Raw genomic sequence first — 17,049 nt, 5'->3', positions numbered from 1 at the left:
CCCACCACCCACTACGACGGCACACCCCGCACCGAAGCCTTCACCCCCACCACCACCTGACCGGACCTCCACCGCGACGGTTCACCCCGTTTCGCGCCGGTACCCCGGTGAAGCGGTGCTCCCGTCGGATCACCGCCGTAATCTGGACGGGATCAGCGGGGGAGGGGTGCCGGGTGGAGTTCGAGGTCGTGGTTGAGCGGGAGCTTCGGTTGCAGGAGCCCGCGGTTCGGGGGGATGCCGAGGCCGTTCGGGCGTTGCTGCACCCGGAGTTCCGGGAGTTCGGGGCTTCCGGGGTGGTGTGGGATCGGGAGTCGATCGTGCGGGCCACGGAGGCGAGCAGCGGTGACGACGAGCGGATCGAAGCGTCGGACTTCCGCCCCACGCGGCTCGGTCCCGACGCGATCCTGCTGACCTGCACCACCCGCTACCGCGGTGCGTCAGCGCTGCGGACCTCGGTGTGGGTCCGCAGCGCCGGCGAGTGGCTCCTGCTGCACCACCAGGGGACCGCCGTCAGGTGAGGCGGATCTGGCGGTTGACGTCCTTGTAGAGCAGGTAGCGGAAGGGTCCGGGTCCGCCCGCGTAGCAGGCTTGGGGGCAGAAGGCCCGCAGCCACATGAAGTCGCCTTCCTGGACCTCGACCCAGTCGCCGTTGAGGCGGTAGACGGCCTTGCCCTCCAGGACGTAGAGGCCGTGCTCCATGACGTGGGTTTCGGCGAAGGGGATCACACCGCCGGGCTGGAAGGTGACGATGTTGACGTGCATGTCGTGGGCGAGGTCGTCGGGGTCGACGAAGCGGGTGGTCGCCCAGGTGCCGTTGGTGTCGGGCATCGGGGTCGGCGCGATGTCCTGCTCGCGGGTCACGAACGGCTCGGGCGCGGCGATGCCGTCGACGAACTCGTAGGGCTTGCGCACCCAGTTGAACGTCGCGGGGGAGTCGCCCGGGTTGCTGACCGACCAGTCGGCTCCGGCGGGCAGGTAGGCGTAGCCGCCGGGCTCGAGGTGGTGGCGGGTGCCGGCGATGGTCAGGTCCAGCTCGCCGGTCATGAGGAACACGACGGATTCGACGCCCGGTTCGGGCTCGGGATCGCTGCTGCCGCCTCCGGGGGCGACCTCGACGATGTACTGGGCGAACGTGGTGGCGAAGCCCTGCACGGGCTTGGCCAGCACCCAGGAGCGGGTGCGGGTCCATCCGGGGAAGTTGCTGGTGACGATGTCGCGCAACACGCCGCGCGGGATCACGGTGTAGGCCTCGGTGACGATCGCCCGGTCGGTGAGCAGATCGGTCTGCGGCGGCAGACCACCGGCAGGCGCGAAGTACGACGGCGTGTTCAAGCTGACTCCTCCTCGACGGGAAACCCGACCTATCAGGCGCCGGTGACCTGCGAAATTAATGTATACAAACGGGCGCCTGGGGAGCAGGATAGGCAACCTCGGCCCGATGCGGAAGCCCCCGGGTCGGCTGCCGAGATCACATCCGACACCGTTACTCGACAGTATTGACGGACGCCTGCGCGCGCCTTACCGTCTTCTCCAACTCGCACGTATACTTTCGCATCGCGGAAATGACTCACCTCGCAGAGTGGCGGGGTGAAGCTTGGAGGCGGCTAGTGACTGCCACGAACGACCAATCCGATGTGGACCTCCCGCCCGCCTCGAGTGAGCGGCTGTACAGCTACGACCTGGCTCCCACGAAGAAGGAGGGGCGTCGCTGGGGCGCCTACAACGTCTTCACGCTCTGGGCCAACGACGTGCACAGTCTCGGCAACTACGCCTTCGCGATCGGCCTGTTCGCGCTCGGGCTCAACGTCTGGGGCATCCTGGCGGCGTTCGTGCTGGCCTCGGCGCTGCTGTTCCTGCTGCTGACGATGTCGGGCTACATGGGGCACAAGGCCGGCGTGCCGTTCCCGGTGATGAGCCGGATCGCGTTCGGCACCAAGGGCGCGCAGATCCCGGCGGCCGTGCGCGGGATCGTGGCCATCGCCTGGTTCGGCATCCAGACCTACCTCGCCTCCTCGGTCCTCGACGCGCTGCTGGTCGCGATGTTCCCCGGGCTGAAATCGCTGGAAGAGCAGTCCGTGCTGGGCCTTTCGCTGCTCGGCTGGATCACCTTCCTGGCGCTGTGGGCGGTCCAGGTCCTCATCGTCAGCTACGGCATGCACGTCATCCGCAGGTACATGGCGGTGGCCGCGCCGACCACGCTGATCACCATGCTCGGCCTGGCGGTCTGGATGTTCTCCCGCGCGGACTTCTCGATCTCGATGTCCACGGCTCAGCCGCTGACCGGCGGGGCGATGTGGTTGCAGATCCTGCAGGGCGCCGCGCTCTGGGTGGTCATCTACGGCACGTTCGTGCTGAACTTCTGCGACTTCACCCGGTCCGCCAAGAGCCGCCAGTCGATCGTGCTGGGCAACCTGATCGGCATCCCGGTCAACATGCTGTTCTTCGCCGGCATCGTGGTCGTCCTCAGCGGAGCGCAGTTCAAGATCAACGGTCGGGTGATCACCAGCCCGACCGACATCGTGCAGACGATCCCCAACACCTACCTGCTGGCGCTGGCCTCGCTCGCGCTGATCGTGCTGACGATCGCGGTCAACCTGCTGGCCAACTTCGTCGCCCCGATCTACGTGCTGGTCAACCTCTTCCCGAAGCAGCTGAACTTCCGCCGCGCGGGACTGGTGAGCGCGGTGATCGGCCTGGTCATCCTGCCGTGGAACCTCTACGACAGCCCGGTGGTGGTCAACTACTTCCTGGCCGGTCTGGGCGCGCTGCTCGGCCCGCTGTTCGGCGTGATCATGGCCGACTACTGGCTGATCCGGAAGACCAGGGTGAACGTCCCCGAGCTCTACACCGAGGACAGCAACGGCGAGTACCACTACACGCGCGGATACAATCCGAAGGCGGTCTGGGCGTTCATCCCGGCCGCGGCGATCGCCGTGGTGCTGGCACTGGTGCCGGCGTTCAGCTCGGTCGGCGGGTTCTCCTGGTTCATCGGCGCGATTCTCGGCGCGATCATCTACGCGGTCATCGCCGACCGCAAACCGGACGCGCGGGACGTGGACGGGGAGACCATCGCCGTCGCCGCGGAATGAGACCGCGGCTCAAGGGTTTTCGGAGGAAGTCGGTTTCATGCGCATTCTCGTCGTGAACGTCAACACGACCAAGACCATCACCGATTCCATCGGTGAGCAGGCCGCCTCGGTCGCCTCGCCCGGCACCGAGATCGTCCCGCTGACGCCATCCTTCGGGGCGGAGTCGGTGGAGGGCAACTACGAGAGCTATCTCGCTGCGGTCGCCGTGATGGAGGCCGTGCGGGCCTACCCGGAACCGTTCGACGCGGTCATCCAGGCCGGGTACGGCGAGCACGGTCGCGAGGGGTTGCAGGAGCTCCTCGACGTCCCGGTCGTGGACATCACCGAGGCGGCGGCGAGCACGGCGCAGTTCGTGGGCCGCAGCTACTCGGTGGTGACCAGCCTGGATCGCACGGTGCCGCTGATCGAGGACCGGTTGCACGCGGCGGGTCTCAGCGCCCGCTGCGCGTCGGTGCGCGCGAGCGGGCTGGCGGTGCTGGACCTGGAGCGCGATCCGCAGGCGGCCGTGGACGCCATCGTGGAGCAGGCGGTCAACGCCGTGCGCGACGACCGGGCGGAGGCGATCTGCCTGGGCTGCGGCGGCATGTCGGGTCTCGCCGAACGGGTCGTGGATCGCACCGGAGTCCCGGTGATCGACGGCGTGACGGCGGCGGTGACGATCGCCGAGTCGCTGGTCCGGCTCGGTCTGAAGACCTCGAAGGTGCGCACCTACGCCCCGCCGCGCCCCAAGGAGATGAAGAACTGGCCGCCGGCCTGATGGTGTGAAACCACCTGAAGAAGCCGGGCCTCCGACGCGGAGGCCCGGCTTCTCTCGTGCGTGGTGGCGGTTCTGGTCCGAACCGACCGGCCTTGATCATGGACGGTTCGGACCAGAGCCGCCGGCGACTCAGACCTCGCCGCGGGTGAGCAACTTCCCGTGCAGCTGCGAGGTGTCCGCGCCGTCACCGGCGATCTGCGTTCCGCGCAGCCAGGTCTCGCGCACGACACCGGCCAGCGGGCGGCCGTGGTAGGCCGAAACCGGGTTGCGGTGCTGGAGCTTGGCGACGTCGACGACGAACGCGTCGTCCGGCGCGAACACGCACAGGTCGGCGTCGTTGCCCACGGCGATCGAGCCCTTGCTGCGCATCCCGGCGAGCTCGGCGGGCTTGCGCGCCATCCAGGTCACCACGTCGGACAGATCGTACCCGCGCTGGCGCGCCTGGGTCCAGATGGCCGACAGGCCCAGCTGCAGGCTGGAGACCCCGCCCCACGCGACCCCGAAGTCGCCGGTGTCGAAGCGCTTGAGCTCCGGCGTGCAGGGGGAGTGATCGCTGACGATGCAGTCGATCGTGCCGTCGGCGAGGGCCTTCCACAGCAGTTCGCGGTTGGCGGCCTCGCGGATGGGCGGGCAGCACTTGAACTGGGTGGCGCCGTCGGGGATCTCCTCGGCGGTGAAGCTCAGGTAGTGCGGGCAGGTCTCGACGGTGACCCGCACGCCCTCGGCGCGAGCCGAGGCGATCAGCGGCAAGGCGTCCGACGAGGCCAGGTGCAGGATGTGCACGCGGGCTCCGATGCGCCGGGCCAGCTCGATGACCTGCGCGATCGCGACGTTCTCCGCGCCCTTGGGGCGGGAGGCGAGGAAGTCGCCGTAGTCCTCGCCGTGCGGGGTGGGGGCCTCGTCGATCGCGTCGGAGTCCTCGGCGTGCACGATCATCATCGCGTCGAACCCGGCCAGCTCGCGCAGCGCGGTGTCGAGCTGGGCGGAGTCCAGCGGCGGGAACTCGTCGACGCCGGAGTGCAGCAGGAAGCACTTGAAGCCGAACACGCCGGCCTCGTGCAGGCCGCGCAGTTCGTCGAGCTTGCCGGGGATCGCGCCGCCCCAGAAGCCGATGTCGACGTGCGCCTTGTCCCGCGCGGTCTTGCGCTTGACCTCCAGGGCGTCGGTGTCGACCGTCGGCGGGAGGCTGTTGAGCGGCATGTCGACGATGGTGGTGACCCCGCCCGCGGCCGCCGCGCGGGTGGCGGTCTCGAAGCCCTCCCACTCGGTGCGGCCGGGGTCGTTGACGTGCACGTGGGTGTCGACGAGGCCGGGCAGCAGCACCTCGTCGTCGGCGAGCTCGACGACCCGGGTGGCCTCCAGCTCGGCGTCGAGCGGTTCGACGGCGGCGATGCGGCCGTCCCGGACGCCGACGCTGCCGGACGTCTCACCGTGCGGGCCGATGAGTCGCTGAGCCCGGAAGACCAGGTCGAACGGCGTTGTTGAGCGGACCAACGCGGCACCTCCCTCGAACTTCGATCACGAGGGATCGAGTTCCACGATACGAAAGTATATTTGAACGTATACGTAAACTATGGCGAGCTGGTTCCGCCAGTCAAGAGAGGTCAGCGCGGATTCAGTGCACCATGCGCTCGAGCACCATCGCGCGGCTCGCGCGCACGTGCTTGCGGGCGATTTCCGACGCCCGCTCGGCGTCACCGGCCGCTATGGCCGCGTAGAGCTCCGCGTGCTCGGTGCAGACCCGTTCCGGCTCCAGGTTCAGCCGGAACAGGGCGGCCAGCCGTCCGTGCAGCGGTTCGAGCATCGAGGCCAGCAGTTCGTTGCGGGAGACGGCCACGAGCTTGTCGTGGAACTCGGTGTTGGCCTCCGACATCGCGTCGGTGTCGGAGGAGTCCAGCGCCTCGCGGGCGCGGGTGGCCAGCTCTCCCAGCCGGTCGACGTCGGCGGAGTCGCTGCGCTCGGCGGCGAGCCGCGCGGCCAGCGCTTCGAGGGCTTCGCGCACGTCGAAGAGCTCTTCGAGCTGCTGGCGGTCGAGGCTGCGGACGAACACGCCGCGCCGGCGCGGCCGGACCTCGACCATGCCCGCGCTCTGCAGCATTCGGATCGCCTCCCGCACCGGAACTCGGGAGATGCCGAATTCGATGGCGAGTTCCTGCTCGAAGATCCGGTCGCCGGGCCGCAACCGCCCGTCGCTGATCCGGGCCTGAAGCTCGTCGTGGACCTGATCGCGCAGCGGAACGCGCGGTTCCCCGTCGGGTGCTTCGGTCACGGCAACCTCACGAAATCACGGCTTCGGCGAGCGTGCATCACGCCCAGCACGTTAGTGCGTTCGCGGTGCGGGCGGGTCTCGCGGGTCACGTGTTGCCGCGCAGGGTGAGGTCGAAGGTGTAGCGGGAGGCGCGGTAGACGTGCGTGCCGTACTCGACGATGGTGCCGGTGTGGTCGTGGGTGACGCGCTGGGCGGTCAGCAGCGCGGCCCCCGCCGGCTCGTCGAGCAGGTCGGCTTCCTCGTCGGTGGCGTTGCGGGCGCCGATGGTCTGCTGCGCGGCGTGCAGGTGGACCCCGGCCGCGCGCAGGAGCTGGTAGAGGCCGCGTTCGGTCAGATCCTCGTCGCTGGGCTTGATCAGCTCGGCCGGGAGGTAGTTGCGCATCCGGGCGATCGGCTCGCCGCGCGCGCTGCGGACGCGCTCCAGGTGCAGGACCTCGTCCTGTTCGGACAGTCCCAGCGCGCGGGCGGCCTCCTCGGGCGGGTGGCAGATCTCGTTGACCAGCACGCGCGTCGTGGGCTGCGCCTCGATGCCGGTGAGGTCGTCGTGGAGGCTGCTCAGCTCCAGCGAGCGCTTGACGTGGTTGAACACGACCTGCGTGCCCGCGCCCCGCTTGCGCACCACGAGTCCCTTGTCGACCAGCGATCCGATCGCCTGCCGGATGGTGGGGCGGGAGAGCCCGAGGTTGCCGGCCAGCTCGATCTCGTTGTCCAGGCGCGCGCCGACGGGCAGTGCTCCGGAGGTGATGGCCTCCTCGATCTGGCTGGCCACCTGGAAGTACAGCGGGACGGGGCTGCGGTGGTCCACCGAGATCTGCCTGGCTGGATCCCACCTCGGTTCCTGAGATCGGTGTCGCATGGCGGTCACGCCGACACGATAGCAAGAACACACGACGTAAATAAGTCCGTATGTACTGACAAATTCTTGACAGCGTCGTGGCGCGCACGTAGACAAGGAACGTCCGTGCTCCGGCCGCCGCGAGCGGCCGCGTCCTGATGGAGGGCTTCTGCGATGAGCGATCCGTTCGATGTGATCACGATGGGCCGGATCGGGGTCGACATCTACCCGCTGCAGACCGGTGTTCCGCTGCCGCAGGTGGAATCGTTCGGCAAGTACCTCGGCGGCACCGCGACCAACGTGGCCGTCGCCGCGGCACGCCTCGGCCACCGCAGCGCTGTCATCAGCCGAACCGGGGCCGATCCGTTCGGCGAGTACGTCCACCAGGCGCTGCGCGGCTTCGACGTCGACGACCGGTGGGTGAGCTCCGTCGAGCAGTACCCGACCCCGGTCACCTTCTGCGAGCTGTTCCCGCCGGACGACTTCCCGCTGTACTTCTACCGCCTGCCCAAAGCCCCTGACCTGGAAATCCACGACGACGAGCTGGACCTGCAGGCCATCGCCGACGCCCGCATCTTCTGGATGACCGGCACCGGTCTGGCCGAGGAGCCCAGCCGCTCGGCGACGCTCGCGGCGCTGCGCCACCGGGCCAAGCGCGGCACCACGGTCTTCGACCTGGACTGGCGGCCGATGTTCTGGAACGACAAGGGCGAAGCCGGCCGCTGGTACCGGGAAGCGCTCGCGCACGTCACGGTCGCGGTCGGCAACCTCGACGAGGTCGAGACCGCCGTCGGCTCCCGCGAACCGGAGGAGGCCGCCGAACGGCTGCTGGAGCTCGGGGTGGAGCTGGCCGTGGTCAAGCAGGGCCCGAACGGGGTCCTCGCGCGCACGCGCGAGGAGAGGACGGTGGCGCCACCGGTCCCGGTCGACGTCGTCAACGGCCTGGGAGCCGGCGACGCCTTCGGCGGCGCGCTCTGCCACGGGCTGCTGCAGGACCGGCCGCTGGAGCGGACCATGCGTTTCGCGAACGCGGCCGGAGCGCTGGTCGCCGGCCGTCTCGCGTGCTCCTCGGCCATGCCTTACGCGCACGAGGTCGAGGAGACGCTGTCCAAGAACTCGGCGCTGAGCGCATGAGTGCGGAGGAAAGTGAGATTCGGGTGTCACCGTTGAGCATCACCGAATTGATCGAGGCGCGCGCGACGCGTCCCGAGGCCATCGCCGAGGCCGCCGCGCTGCGCGCGAGACGGCCGCTGCTGGGCGAGTCCGGCCGCATGATGATCGTCGCCGCCGACCACCCGGCGCGCGGTGCGCTGGCGGCGGGCGGGAATCCGCTGGCGATGGTCAACCGCGCGGACCTGCTGGACCGGCTGTGCACCGCGCTGCAACGTCCGGGCGTGGACGGGGTGCTGGGCACCGCCGACGTGCTGGAGGACCTGCTGCTGCTCGGGGCGCTGGAGAACAAGGTCGTCATCGGCTCGATGAACCGAGGCGGTCTGGCGGGCTCGTCGTTCGAGCTCGACGACCGGTTCACCGGCCACCGCGCCGAGGACCTGCATCGGATGCGCTTCGACGCCGGGAAGCTGCTGCTGCGGCTGGATCTCGACGACCCCGGATCGCTGAACACCATGCAGGGCGCGGCCAACGCCGTCAACGAGCTCGCCGAGCGCGGGCTGATCGCGATGGTCGAGCCCTTCCTGTCCCGGCGCGTGGAGGGCAAGGTGCGCAACGACATCTCGGCCGAGGCGGTGGCGCGGTCGATCGCGATCGCCTCCGGGCTGGGCGGCACCTCGGCCTACACCTGGCTGAAGGTGCCCGTGGTCGACGAGCTGGACCAGATCGGCCGGGCGCTGGAGGCCACCACGCTGCCGACGGTGCTGCTGGGTGGCGAGGTGCCCGACGACCCGGCGGCCACCCAGGAGCGGTGGCACAAGGCGCTGCAACTGCCCAACGTGCGCGGTCTGGTGGTGGGCAGGAGTCTGCTCTACCCGCACGACGACGACGTCGCGGGCGCGGTCGACGCCGCAGCCGACCTGCTGCAGGAGGGGAACGAGCGTTGAGGAGCAATGGTTTTCACCTCCCCGACGGGGAGTCGGAGCACGACGGCTACCGCGCCTTCGTCGACCCGGCAACAGCGGGCTGGGGCTATTCCTCGCTGCGGGTGCTGGAGCTGTCGGCCGGTGAGTCGCGCGCGTTCGACACCGGAGACAGCGAGTGGATCCTGCTGCCGCTCAGCGGTTCCTGCGCTGTGTCCTGTGACGGCGAGACGTTCGAGCTGGCCGGGCGGGCGAGCGTGTTCGACGGGGTCACCGACTTCGCCTACGTCCCCCGGGACGCCTCGGTCCGCGTGGTCAGCAGCGCCGGCGGGCGGTTCGCGCTGACCGGTGCGCGCTGCGAGAACCGGCTTCCCGCGCGCTACGGCCCGGCCTCGGGCGTGCCGGTGGAGTTGCGGGGTGCCGGGCAGGCAAGCCGCCAGGTCAACAACTTCGGCGCGGCGCACGTCTTCGAGGCGGACCGGCTGATCGCGGTGGAGGTGCTGACCCCCGCGGGCAACTGGTCGTCGTTCCCGCCGCACAAGCACGACGAGGACCGCGACGGCGAGTCGAGGCTGGAGGAGATCTACTACTTCGAGATCGCCGACTCCCACGGCACTCCCGGCGTCGGCTACCAGCGCGTCTACCCGTCGGGCCCGGACAGCGCCACGGACGTGCTCGCCGAGGTGCGCAGCGGGGACGTGGTGCTGATCCCGGACGGCTGGCACGGCCCGTCGATGGCGGTGCCCGGTTACGACATGTACTACCTCAACGTCATGGCCGGTCCCTCGCCGGATCGCGCCTGGCTGATCTGCGACGACCCCGCGCACGCGTGGGTGCGCGGCACCTGGGAGGACCAGCCGGTCGACGCCCGGCTGCCGTTCTACCAGGCTCCGTCCGAAGTGGAGGAACGATGACGACGCGCAGGCTCACCGTCGCGCAGGCGCTGGTGCTGTTCCTGGCCAACCAGCACACCGAGCGCGACGGCGCGCGGCAGCGGTTGGTCGAGGGCTGCTGGGGCATCTTCGGGCACGGCAACGTCGCCGGGATCGGCCAGGCACTGCTGGAAACCGGCGACCGGATGCCCTACCTGCAGGGGCGCAACGAGCAGTCGATGGTGCACGCGGCCGTCGGTTTCGCCCGGCAGCGCAACCGGATGTCGACCTACGCGGTCACGACCTCGATCGGTCCGGGCGCGACGAACCTGGTCACCGGTGCCGCGCTGGCGACCATCAACCACCTGCCGGTGCTGCTGCTGCCCGGCGACGTCTTCGCGACACGCCCCGCGGACCCGGTGCTGCAGCAGCTGGAAGTACCGCACGCGCGCGATGTCTCGGTCAACGACTGCCTGCGCCCGGTGTCGCGCTACTTCGACCGCATCTGGCGGCCCGAGGCGCTGATGCCCTCCGCGCTGGAGGCGATGCGGGTGCTCACCGACCCGGTGGAGACCGGTGCCGTGACCCTGGCGCTGCCGCAGGACGTGCAGGCCGAGGCGTTCGACTGGCCGGAGGAGTTCTTCGCCGAGCGGGTGTGGCGGGTGCACCGCCCGGTCGCCGACCCGGAGTCGGTGTCGGACGCCGTCGAGGCGATCCGGGGCGCGCGCCGACCGCTGATCATCGCCGGTGGGGGAGTGCACCACAGCGGCGCCGAGCGGGAACTGTCCGAGCTCGCCGAGCGCACCGGCATCCCGGTGGCGGAGACGCAGGCAGGGCGCGGTTCGCTGCGCCACGACCACCCGTGCGCGATGGGCTCGATCGGGCACACCGGCACCGAGGTGTCCGACGACCTCGCCCGCGAGGCCGACCTGATCATCGGTGTCGGCACCCGCTACTCGGACTTCACCACGGCTTCCCGCACGTTGTTCGCGAACCCGGCCGTGCGGTTCGTCAACGTCAACATCGCCTCGCTCGACGCGCACAAGCAGGCCGCCACCCCGGTCGTCGGCGACGCCCGCACGACCCTGCGGCAGTTGTCGCAGGCCCTGTCGGGCCACCGCGTCGCCGAGGACCACGCGCAGCGGGCCAGGTCGGGCGCTCGGCGCTGGGCCGAGGTCGTCGCCTCGGTCACCCGCGGAGCGGGAGACGAACGCCCGGGCCAGGCCGAGGTCATCGGGGCTCTCGACGGGGTCCTCGGGGAACGGGACGTGGTCATCAACGCGGCGGGTTCGCTGCCGGAGGACCTCAACAAGCTGTGGCGCGCGAAGGACCCTCGGCAGTACCACGTCGAATACGGCTACTCCTGCATGGGATACGAGATCCCGGCCGCGATCGGTGCCCGCCTGGCCGACCCCACGCGGGAGGTGTTCGCGCTGGTCGGTGACGGCACCTACCTGATGATGCCGACCGAGCTGGTCACCGCCGTGCAGGAAGGCATCAAGATCAACCTGGTGCTCGTGCAGAACCACGGCTACGCCTCCATCGGCGGCCTCTCGGAGAAGGTCGGCGGCGAGCGGTTCGGCACCGCCTACCGGTACCGCACCGACGAGGGCACCTTCACCGGCGAACCGCTGCCGGTGGACCTCGCCGCCAACGCCGCGAGCCTGGGCATGCGCGTGCTGCGCGCCGACACCAACGACGAGCTGCGCCAAGCCCTCCGCGACGCCCGCGAGGACCCCCGCCCGACGGCGGTCTACGTCGAAACCGATCCCACCAAGGCGCAGTTGCCACCCGAAGCGTGGTGGGACGTGCCGGTCGCCGAGGTCGCCACCCGTGAATCGACCCGCGAAGCCCGCAAGCGCTACGAGGGCCAGGTGGCCGAGCGCCGCCACCACCTGTGAGAGGAAGCAGTGAAGACCATCCAGCACTTCATCGACGGCAAGCACGCCGACGGCACCTCCGGCCGTCACGGCGAAGTCACCAACCCCGCCACCGGCGAGGTCACCGGGCAGGTCCCGCTCGCCTCCGCGTCCGAAGTGGACACGGCGATCTCCGCGGCTGCCAAGTCCTTCGAGTTCTGGGGTACCGCGTCGCTGGCCAAGCGCACCCAGGTGATGTTCAACTACCGGGAACTCGTCAACGCCCATCGCGACGAGATCGCGGAGCTGATCACCGCCGAGCACGGCAAGGTGCACTCCGACGCGCTCGGCGAGATCGCGCGCGGCTTGGAGATCGTCGAGCTGGCCTGCGGCATCCCGCAGCTGCTCAAGGGCGAGACCTCCACCCAGGTCTCGACCCGCGTGGACGTGGAGTCGATCCGCCAGCCGGTCGGCGTCGTCGCGGGCATCACCCCGTTCAACTTCCCGGCCATGGTGCCGATGTGGATGTTCCCGGTCGCTCTGGCCTGCGGTAACACCTTCGTGCTCAAGCCGAGCGAGAAGGACCCGTCGGCGACGCTGCGGCTGGTCGAACTGGCCCACGAGGCGGGTGTGCCGGACGGAGTGATCAACGTCGTGCACGGCGACAAGACCGCCGTGGACCGGCTGCTGGAGCATCCCGACGTCGACGCGGTCAGCTTCGTCGGGTCCACTCCGATCGCCAAGCACGTCCACGACACCGCGGGCGCGCACGGCAAGCGGGTGCAGGCGCTGGGCGGCGCGAAGAACCACATGCTCGTGCTCCCCGACGCAGACCTCGACCAGGCCGCCGACGCCGCGGTGTCGGCCGCGTACGGCAGCGCGGGTGAGCGCTGCATGGCGGTGTCGGTGGTCGTGGCGGTCGACCCGATCGGCGACGAGCTCGTCGGCAAGATCGCCGAGCGCGCCCGAGCGCTGACCATCGGACCGGGCGACGACCCGGCCTCCGAGATGGGTCCGCTGATCACCGCCGAGCACCGCGACAAGGTCGCCTCCTACGTGCCCCGGGCGCGCGAGCAGGGCGCCGAGGTCGTCGTGGACGGGACCGGACTGGTCGTCGAAGGCCATGAGGGCGGGTTCTTCACCGGAGTCAGCCTCGTCGACGGGGTCACCCCGGGGATGGACGTCTACGCCGACGAGATCTTCGGCCCGGTCCTGGCCGTCGTGCGCGCGGAGAACTACCAGGAGGCGCTGGCGCTGATCAACCGCTCCCGGTGGGGCAACGGCACCGCCATCTTCACCCGCGACGGGGGAGCGGCCAGGCGCTTCCAGCTGGAGGTGCGAGCCGGTATGGTCGGCGTGAACGTGCCGATCCCCGTGCCGGTGGGCTACCACTCCTTCGGCGGCTGGAAGGACTCGCTGTTCGGCGACCACCACATCTACGGCAACGACGGCGTGCGCTTCTACACCCGGGGCAAGGTCATCACCACCCGCTGGCCGGACCCCAGCGACGGCGGCATCGACCTCGGATTCCCCAGCAACAGCTGAACTCCCGGTCCGCACTGATGTGTGGCCAACGCGCGGCGCTGCGCCTGTTCTGGCCGGAGAACGCCCGAGAGCCCGTGGCGGTGCGGTTGCGCTGATGGTTCCCACGGATCACGGCCTGGCTTCCAGGCGGAGCCGGGGGTTCAACGCGGCGGAGGGGCGGTGCTGCCCCGGGAGACGAGCTTGGGGTCCAGCACCACCTGTTGTGGGGTGCGCGAGTGGTCCTCCAGGCGCTCGACGGCCAGGCGCACGGCGTGCCTGGCCATCTCCTCGGCGTCCTGGCGGATCGTGGTGAGGGCGACCGGTGCCAGGTGCGAGACGTGGCTGTCGTCGTAGCCGACGACGGAGACCTTCGCGGGAACGTCGACGTCGGCGAGCGCGAACGCGCGCAGCAGTCCGAGCGCGCACCGGTCGTTGCTCGCCAGCACGGCCGTCGGCAGCTCGGCCTCGTCGAGCAGTCGGCGGGCGGCGTCCTGCCCGGCTTGCTCGGTGTGCGCGCCCGGGAGCACCCGCGCGCGCCCGCCGAGACCGCGGGCGTCCATCGCTCTCCGGTAGGCCCCGCGCCGTTCGGCCGATCCGGGCTCGTCGCCGCCGTCGACGTGCACGATGTCGCGGTGACCGAGGGCGACGAGGTGGTCCACGGCCTGGCCGACACCCGCCTCGTCGGCGGTGCGCACGTTGTCGAGCCGGGTGGCGTCCTCGCGCGCGTTGATCGCCGTGACCACGGCCCTGCTTCCCAGCTCGTCGAGCAGATCGGCGGCAGCGCGCGGACCGAGCAGGATCAGCGCCTCGCAGCGGTGGCTGAGCAGCGCTTCCACCGCTTTCGCCTCGTCGCGCGACGGCGCGGTGGCAGACAGCAGGACGTCGTAGCCGAGTCGTTCGGCCTCGGGGTAGATCGCCTCGACGAGGTCGGCCTGGAAGGGCTGGTGCACGGTGAGCATCACGCCTAGCGTGCGACTGCGGTGGCTGGCCAGCATCCGCGCCGCGGTGTCCGGGCGGTAGCCGAGCCGGTCCGCTGCCTGCAGCACCCGTTGCCTTGTTTCCTCGCCCGCGCCCGGCTTGTTGCGGAACACCAGCGAGACCAGCGCGCGGGAGACCCCTGCGGCGCGGGCGACGTCGGTCATGGTCGGCCGACGGCCGTTGCCGCCGTCAGGACGTGTGGATTCGTCGATCACGCCGCCGATCCTGCCCCATTCGAGGGCGGGACGAGTTTGCTAGAACGTCTTGACATATCGATGTGACCGCCAACATAGTGTTCCGGACTAGAGCGCGCTAGTCGGCGCGCCTGTACAGACCTCTCGCCGATTCCGGCGATCGAGAAGCACCGGCTCCCACGCCGGACCGAGGAGGGTTCGATGACAGCGACGTCCGAGACCGCGCCGCGCGCAGTGGCGGGAAACCTCTGCCTGGGCTCCGCCCCCGACTCCTGGGGAGTGTGGTTCCCCGAGGACGAGCACCAAGTTCCCCACACCCGCTTCCTCGACGAACTCGTCGAAGCCGGCTACCGCTGGCTGGAGCTCGGACCGCCCGGCTACCTGCCCCTGGACCCGCAGCGGCTCGCCGACGAGGTCGGTTCGCGGGGCTTGCAGGTCTCCGGCGGCACCACCTTCGGCGCACTGCACCGGCCGGAGGAGTGGGAGCGGATGCTCGCCGAGGTGAGCGAGGTGGCCGAGTTGACCGCCGCCGTCGGCGCGCACCACCTGGTGTTCATCCCGCCGATGTTCCGCGACGAGAAGACGGGCGCGTTCACCGAATCCCCGCAGCTCAGCGCCGACCAGTGGCGTGCGCTCGGGTCTGCCGCCAACGAGCTCGGCAAGATCCTGCTGGAAGAGCACGACGTCCGGCTGTGCCTGCACCCGCACGCGGACAGCCACGTCCAGACCCAGCCGGAGATCGAGCGCTTCCTCGACGCCACCGACTCCCGCTACGCCAACCTCTGCCTGGACACCGGGCACGTCGCCTACGGCGGTGGCGACAACCTCGATCTGATCAGGCGTTTCGCCGAGCGCATCGGCTACGTGCACATCAAGCAGATGGACCCCGGCGTGCTCGCGCAGGTCTCCGCCGAGGACCTGTCGTTCGGCGAGGCCGTCAAGCGCGGCGTGTGCGTCGAACCTCCGGCCGGCGTGCCCGACCCGGGGGAGATCGTGCGCGAACTGTCCACCTTGGACGCAGAGCTGTTCGTGATCGTCGAGCAGGACCTCTACCCGTGCGCACCGGACGTGCCGATGCCCATCGCCGTGCGCACTCGGGAATACCTCGGCGGATGCGGTCTGAGCGGAACCCGGCGCCCTCAGGTCCGGTGACCACCACCCCTGGGGTCCGAAGCGCGCCCGTCCGGGGCGCTCCACGAAGGAGACCGTTCGAATGTCCGAAGTGCACAGCGATGTGCCCGCTCCCGCAGCCGAACCGAGAACCGGTGCCCAGTCCCGCAGGTTGAAGGTCATCACCGTCGTGGCGACCTTCGGCGGCCTGCTGTTCGGCTACGACACCGGCGTCATCAACGGCGCACTGCCGTACATGCAGTCCGACCTCGGGCTGACCCCGCTCACCGAAGGCCTGGTGACCAGCTCGCTGCTGTTCGGCGCGGCGATCGGCGCCTTCGTCGCCGGCAGGCTCGCCGATGCGCGAGGCAGACGACGCATCATCCTCTGGCTCGCCTGGATCTTCCTCGCCGGCGCTCTGGCCTGCACCTTCGCTCCCAGCGCCACGTTCCTGGTCATCGCCCGCTTCGTGCTCGGCTTGGCCGTCGGCGGTGCCTCGGTGACCGTGCCGACCTACCTCGCCGAAGTGTCGCCCGCGGAACGCAGGGGCCGGCTGGTCACGCAGAACGAGCTGATGATCGTCAGCGGCCAGCTCGCGGCGTTCACCTTCAACGCCGCGATCGCCGGAGCGCTCGGCGAATCCGCGCACGTCTGGCGGTACATGCTGGTCATCGCGTCGCTGCCCGCCGTGGTGCTGTGGTTCGGGATGCTGGTGATGCCGGAGAGCCCGCGTTGGCTGGCCTCCCGGGGACGGCTCGGGGAAGCGCTGGAGGTGCTGCGGCAGGTCCGCACCGCCCAGCGCGCGGAATCCGAGCTCGCCGAGGTCCAGCGGCTGGCCGAGCAGGACCAGCGGCAGCGGGCCGGGGGATGGGCCGACCTGAAGGTGCCGTGGGTGCGGCGGCTGCTGGTGGTCGGCATCGGCATCGCCGTGGTGCAGCAGGTCAGCGGAGTGAACACGATCATGTACTACGGCACGCAGATCCTGAAGAGCTCGGGCTTCTCGGCGAACGGGGCCATCGTCGCCAACATCGCCAACGGCGTCATCTCGGTGCTGGCCACCTTCGTCGGCATCTACCTGCTCGGCCGGGTCAATCGCAGACCGATGCTGCTGATCGGCCAGGCCGGCACGGCCACCGCGCTGCTACTGGTCGCGCTGGTGTCGATGGCGGTGCCCGAAGGCTTGCTGCGCGGCGTGCTGGTGCTGGCGTTGACCGTCACGTTCCTGGCGTTTCAGCAGGGAGCGACCTCGCCGGTCACGTGGCTGATGCTCTCGGAGATCTTCCCGCTGCGGATGCGCGGTTTCGCCTTCGGACTGGCCAGCCTCACCTTGTGGGCGGCGAACTTCACCGTGGGACTGACGTTCCCGATCCTGGTCGACGCGCTGGGCATCGCCACCACGTTCCTGGTGTTCGTCGCGGTCGGGGTGCTGGCCATCGCGTTCGTGGCCAAGTTCGTGCCGGAAACCCGCGGGAAGTCCCTGGAAACCCTAGAAACCGAGTTGCACGTCCGCTACTCCTGAACCTTCTCCG

15 protein-coding genes are annotated in these 17,049 nt (G+C 70.0%); 10 read left to right on the top strand and 5 right to left on the bottom strand.

The window, feature by feature from the left end; all coding sequences use genetic code 11:
• Positions 1-173 precede the first annotated feature (173 nt).
• Positions 174-518 carry a nuclear transport factor 2 family protein gene (locus E1202_RS23865; protein ID WP_132624905.1) on the top strand — a complete coding sequence of 115 codons (345 nt, stop codon included), beginning with the start codon at positions 174-176 and terminating at the stop codon, positions 516-518.
• On the opposite strand, the gene E1202_RS23860 is transcribed toward E1202_RS23865, so the two are convergent.
• Positions 511-1,332: a bifunctional allantoicase/(S)-ureidoglycine aminohydrolase gene (locus tag E1202_RS23860; RefSeq protein ID WP_132685365.1), complete on the bottom strand. Its 822-nt coding sequence runs from the start codon at positions 1,330-1,332 to the stop codon at positions 511-513. The genes E1202_RS23865 and E1202_RS23860 overlap by 8 nt on opposite strands.
• A gap of 275 nt (positions 1,333-1,607) precedes the next feature.
• On the opposite strand from E1202_RS23860, the gene E1202_RS23855 reads away from it, so the two are divergent.
• Complete coding sequence (locus tag E1202_RS23855; protein ID WP_235878954.1) at positions 1,608-3,089, top strand: NCS1 family nucleobase:cation symporter-1; 1,482 nt, start codon at positions 1,608-1,610, stop codon at positions 3,087-3,089.
• Positions 3,090-3,126: 37 nt separating this feature from the next.
• Positions 3,127-3,846: an aspartate/glutamate racemase family protein gene (locus E1202_RS23850; RefSeq protein ID WP_132685363.1), complete on the top strand. Its 720-nt coding sequence runs from the start codon at positions 3,127-3,129 to the stop codon at positions 3,844-3,846.
• 129 nt (positions 3,847-3,975) lie between these two features.
• Here E1202_RS23850 and allB read toward each other — a convergent pair whose 3' ends face one another.
• The 3 genes from allB to E1202_RS23835 form a co-directional block, all read right to left on the bottom strand.
• On the bottom strand, positions 3,976-5,340 hold the full coding sequence (gene allB, locus E1202_RS23845) for an allantoinase AllB (protein ID WP_132685362.1): 1,365 nt from the start codon (positions 5,338-5,340) through the stop codon (positions 3,976-3,978).
• 121 nt (positions 5,341-5,461) lie between these two features.
• Entirely contained in the window at positions 5,462-6,115 is a 654-nt protein-coding gene (locus tag E1202_RS23840) for a GntR family transcriptional regulator (RefSeq protein WP_132685361.1), read from the bottom strand.
• Positions 6,116-6,200: 85 nt separating this feature from the next.
• The gene (locus tag E1202_RS23835) at positions 6,201-6,971 is read right to left on the bottom strand and encodes a GntR family transcriptional regulator (protein WP_132685374.1); all 771 of its coding nucleotides are present in this window, start codon (positions 6,969-6,971) and stop codon (positions 6,201-6,203) included.
• A gap of 153 nt (positions 6,972-7,124) precedes the next feature.
• On the opposite strand from E1202_RS23835, the gene iolC reads away from it, so the two are divergent.
• From iolC to E1202_RS23810, 5 genes are read left to right on the top strand one after another with little or no spacing between them, the layout of a single operon-like run.
• On the top strand, positions 7,125-8,084 hold the full coding sequence (gene iolC / locus E1202_RS23830) for a 5-dehydro-2-deoxygluconokinase (protein WP_132685360.1): 960 nt from the start codon (positions 7,125-7,127) through the stop codon (positions 8,082-8,084).
• Positions 8,081-9,007: a Cgl0159 family (beta/alpha)8-fold protein gene (locus tag E1202_RS23825; RefSeq protein WP_165943960.1), complete on the top strand. Its 927-nt coding sequence runs from the start codon at positions 8,081-8,083 to the stop codon at positions 9,005-9,007. Before iolC ends, E1202_RS23825 begins: the two co-directional genes overlap by 4 nt.
• Positions 9,004-9,897 (top strand): 5-deoxy-glucuronate isomerase, encoded by an 894-nt coding sequence (gene iolB / locus E1202_RS23820; RefSeq protein WP_132685358.1) that lies wholly within the window; start codon positions 9,004-9,006, stop codon positions 9,895-9,897. The genes E1202_RS23825 and iolB overlap by 4 nt, the downstream gene beginning before the upstream one ends.
• The gene (iolD, locus tag E1202_RS23815; RefSeq protein WP_132685357.1) at positions 9,894-11,756 is read left to right on the top strand and encodes a 3D-(3,5/4)-trihydroxycyclohexane-1,2-dione acylhydrolase (decyclizing); all 1,863 of its coding nucleotides are present in this window, start codon (positions 9,894-9,896) and stop codon (positions 11,754-11,756) included. Before iolB ends, iolD begins: the two co-directional genes overlap by 4 nt.
• A 9-nt stretch (positions 11,757-11,765) precedes the next feature.
• Positions 11,766-13,259, top strand: coding sequence for a CoA-acylating methylmalonate-semialdehyde dehydrogenase (locus tag E1202_RS23810; protein WP_132685356.1), 1,494 nt, complete (start codon positions 11,766-11,768; stop codon positions 13,257-13,259).
• Between the two features lie 140 nt (positions 13,260-13,399).
• Here the strand turns inward: E1202_RS23810 and E1202_RS23805 are convergent, their stop codons facing one another.
• On the bottom strand, positions 13,400-14,431 hold the full coding sequence (locus E1202_RS23805; protein ID WP_235878953.1) for a LacI family DNA-binding transcriptional regulator: 1,032 nt from the start codon (positions 14,429-14,431) through the stop codon (positions 13,400-13,402).
• A 180-nt stretch (positions 14,432-14,611) separates the two neighbouring features.
• Here E1202_RS23805 and E1202_RS23800 point away from each other — a divergent pair, with 180 nt between their 5' ends.
• On the top strand, positions 14,612-15,562 hold the full coding sequence (locus tag E1202_RS23800) for a TIM barrel protein (RefSeq protein WP_132685355.1): 951 nt from the start codon (positions 14,612-14,614) through the stop codon (positions 15,560-15,562).
• A 61-nt stretch (positions 15,563-15,623) separates the two neighbouring features.
• Entirely contained in the window at positions 15,624-17,039 is a 1,416-nt protein-coding gene (locus tag E1202_RS23795; protein WP_132685354.1) for a sugar porter family MFS transporter, read from the top strand.
• Positions 17,040-17,049: the final 10 nt, after the last annotated feature.

Origin of the sequence: Saccharopolyspora karakumensis (genome assembly GCF_004349225.1) — a bacterium.
Lineage (GTDB): Bacteria > Actinomycetota > Actinomycetes > Mycobacteriales > Pseudonocardiaceae > Saccharopolyspora > Saccharopolyspora endophytica.
This window is presented reverse-complemented; position numbering and strand designations above follow the sequence as displayed.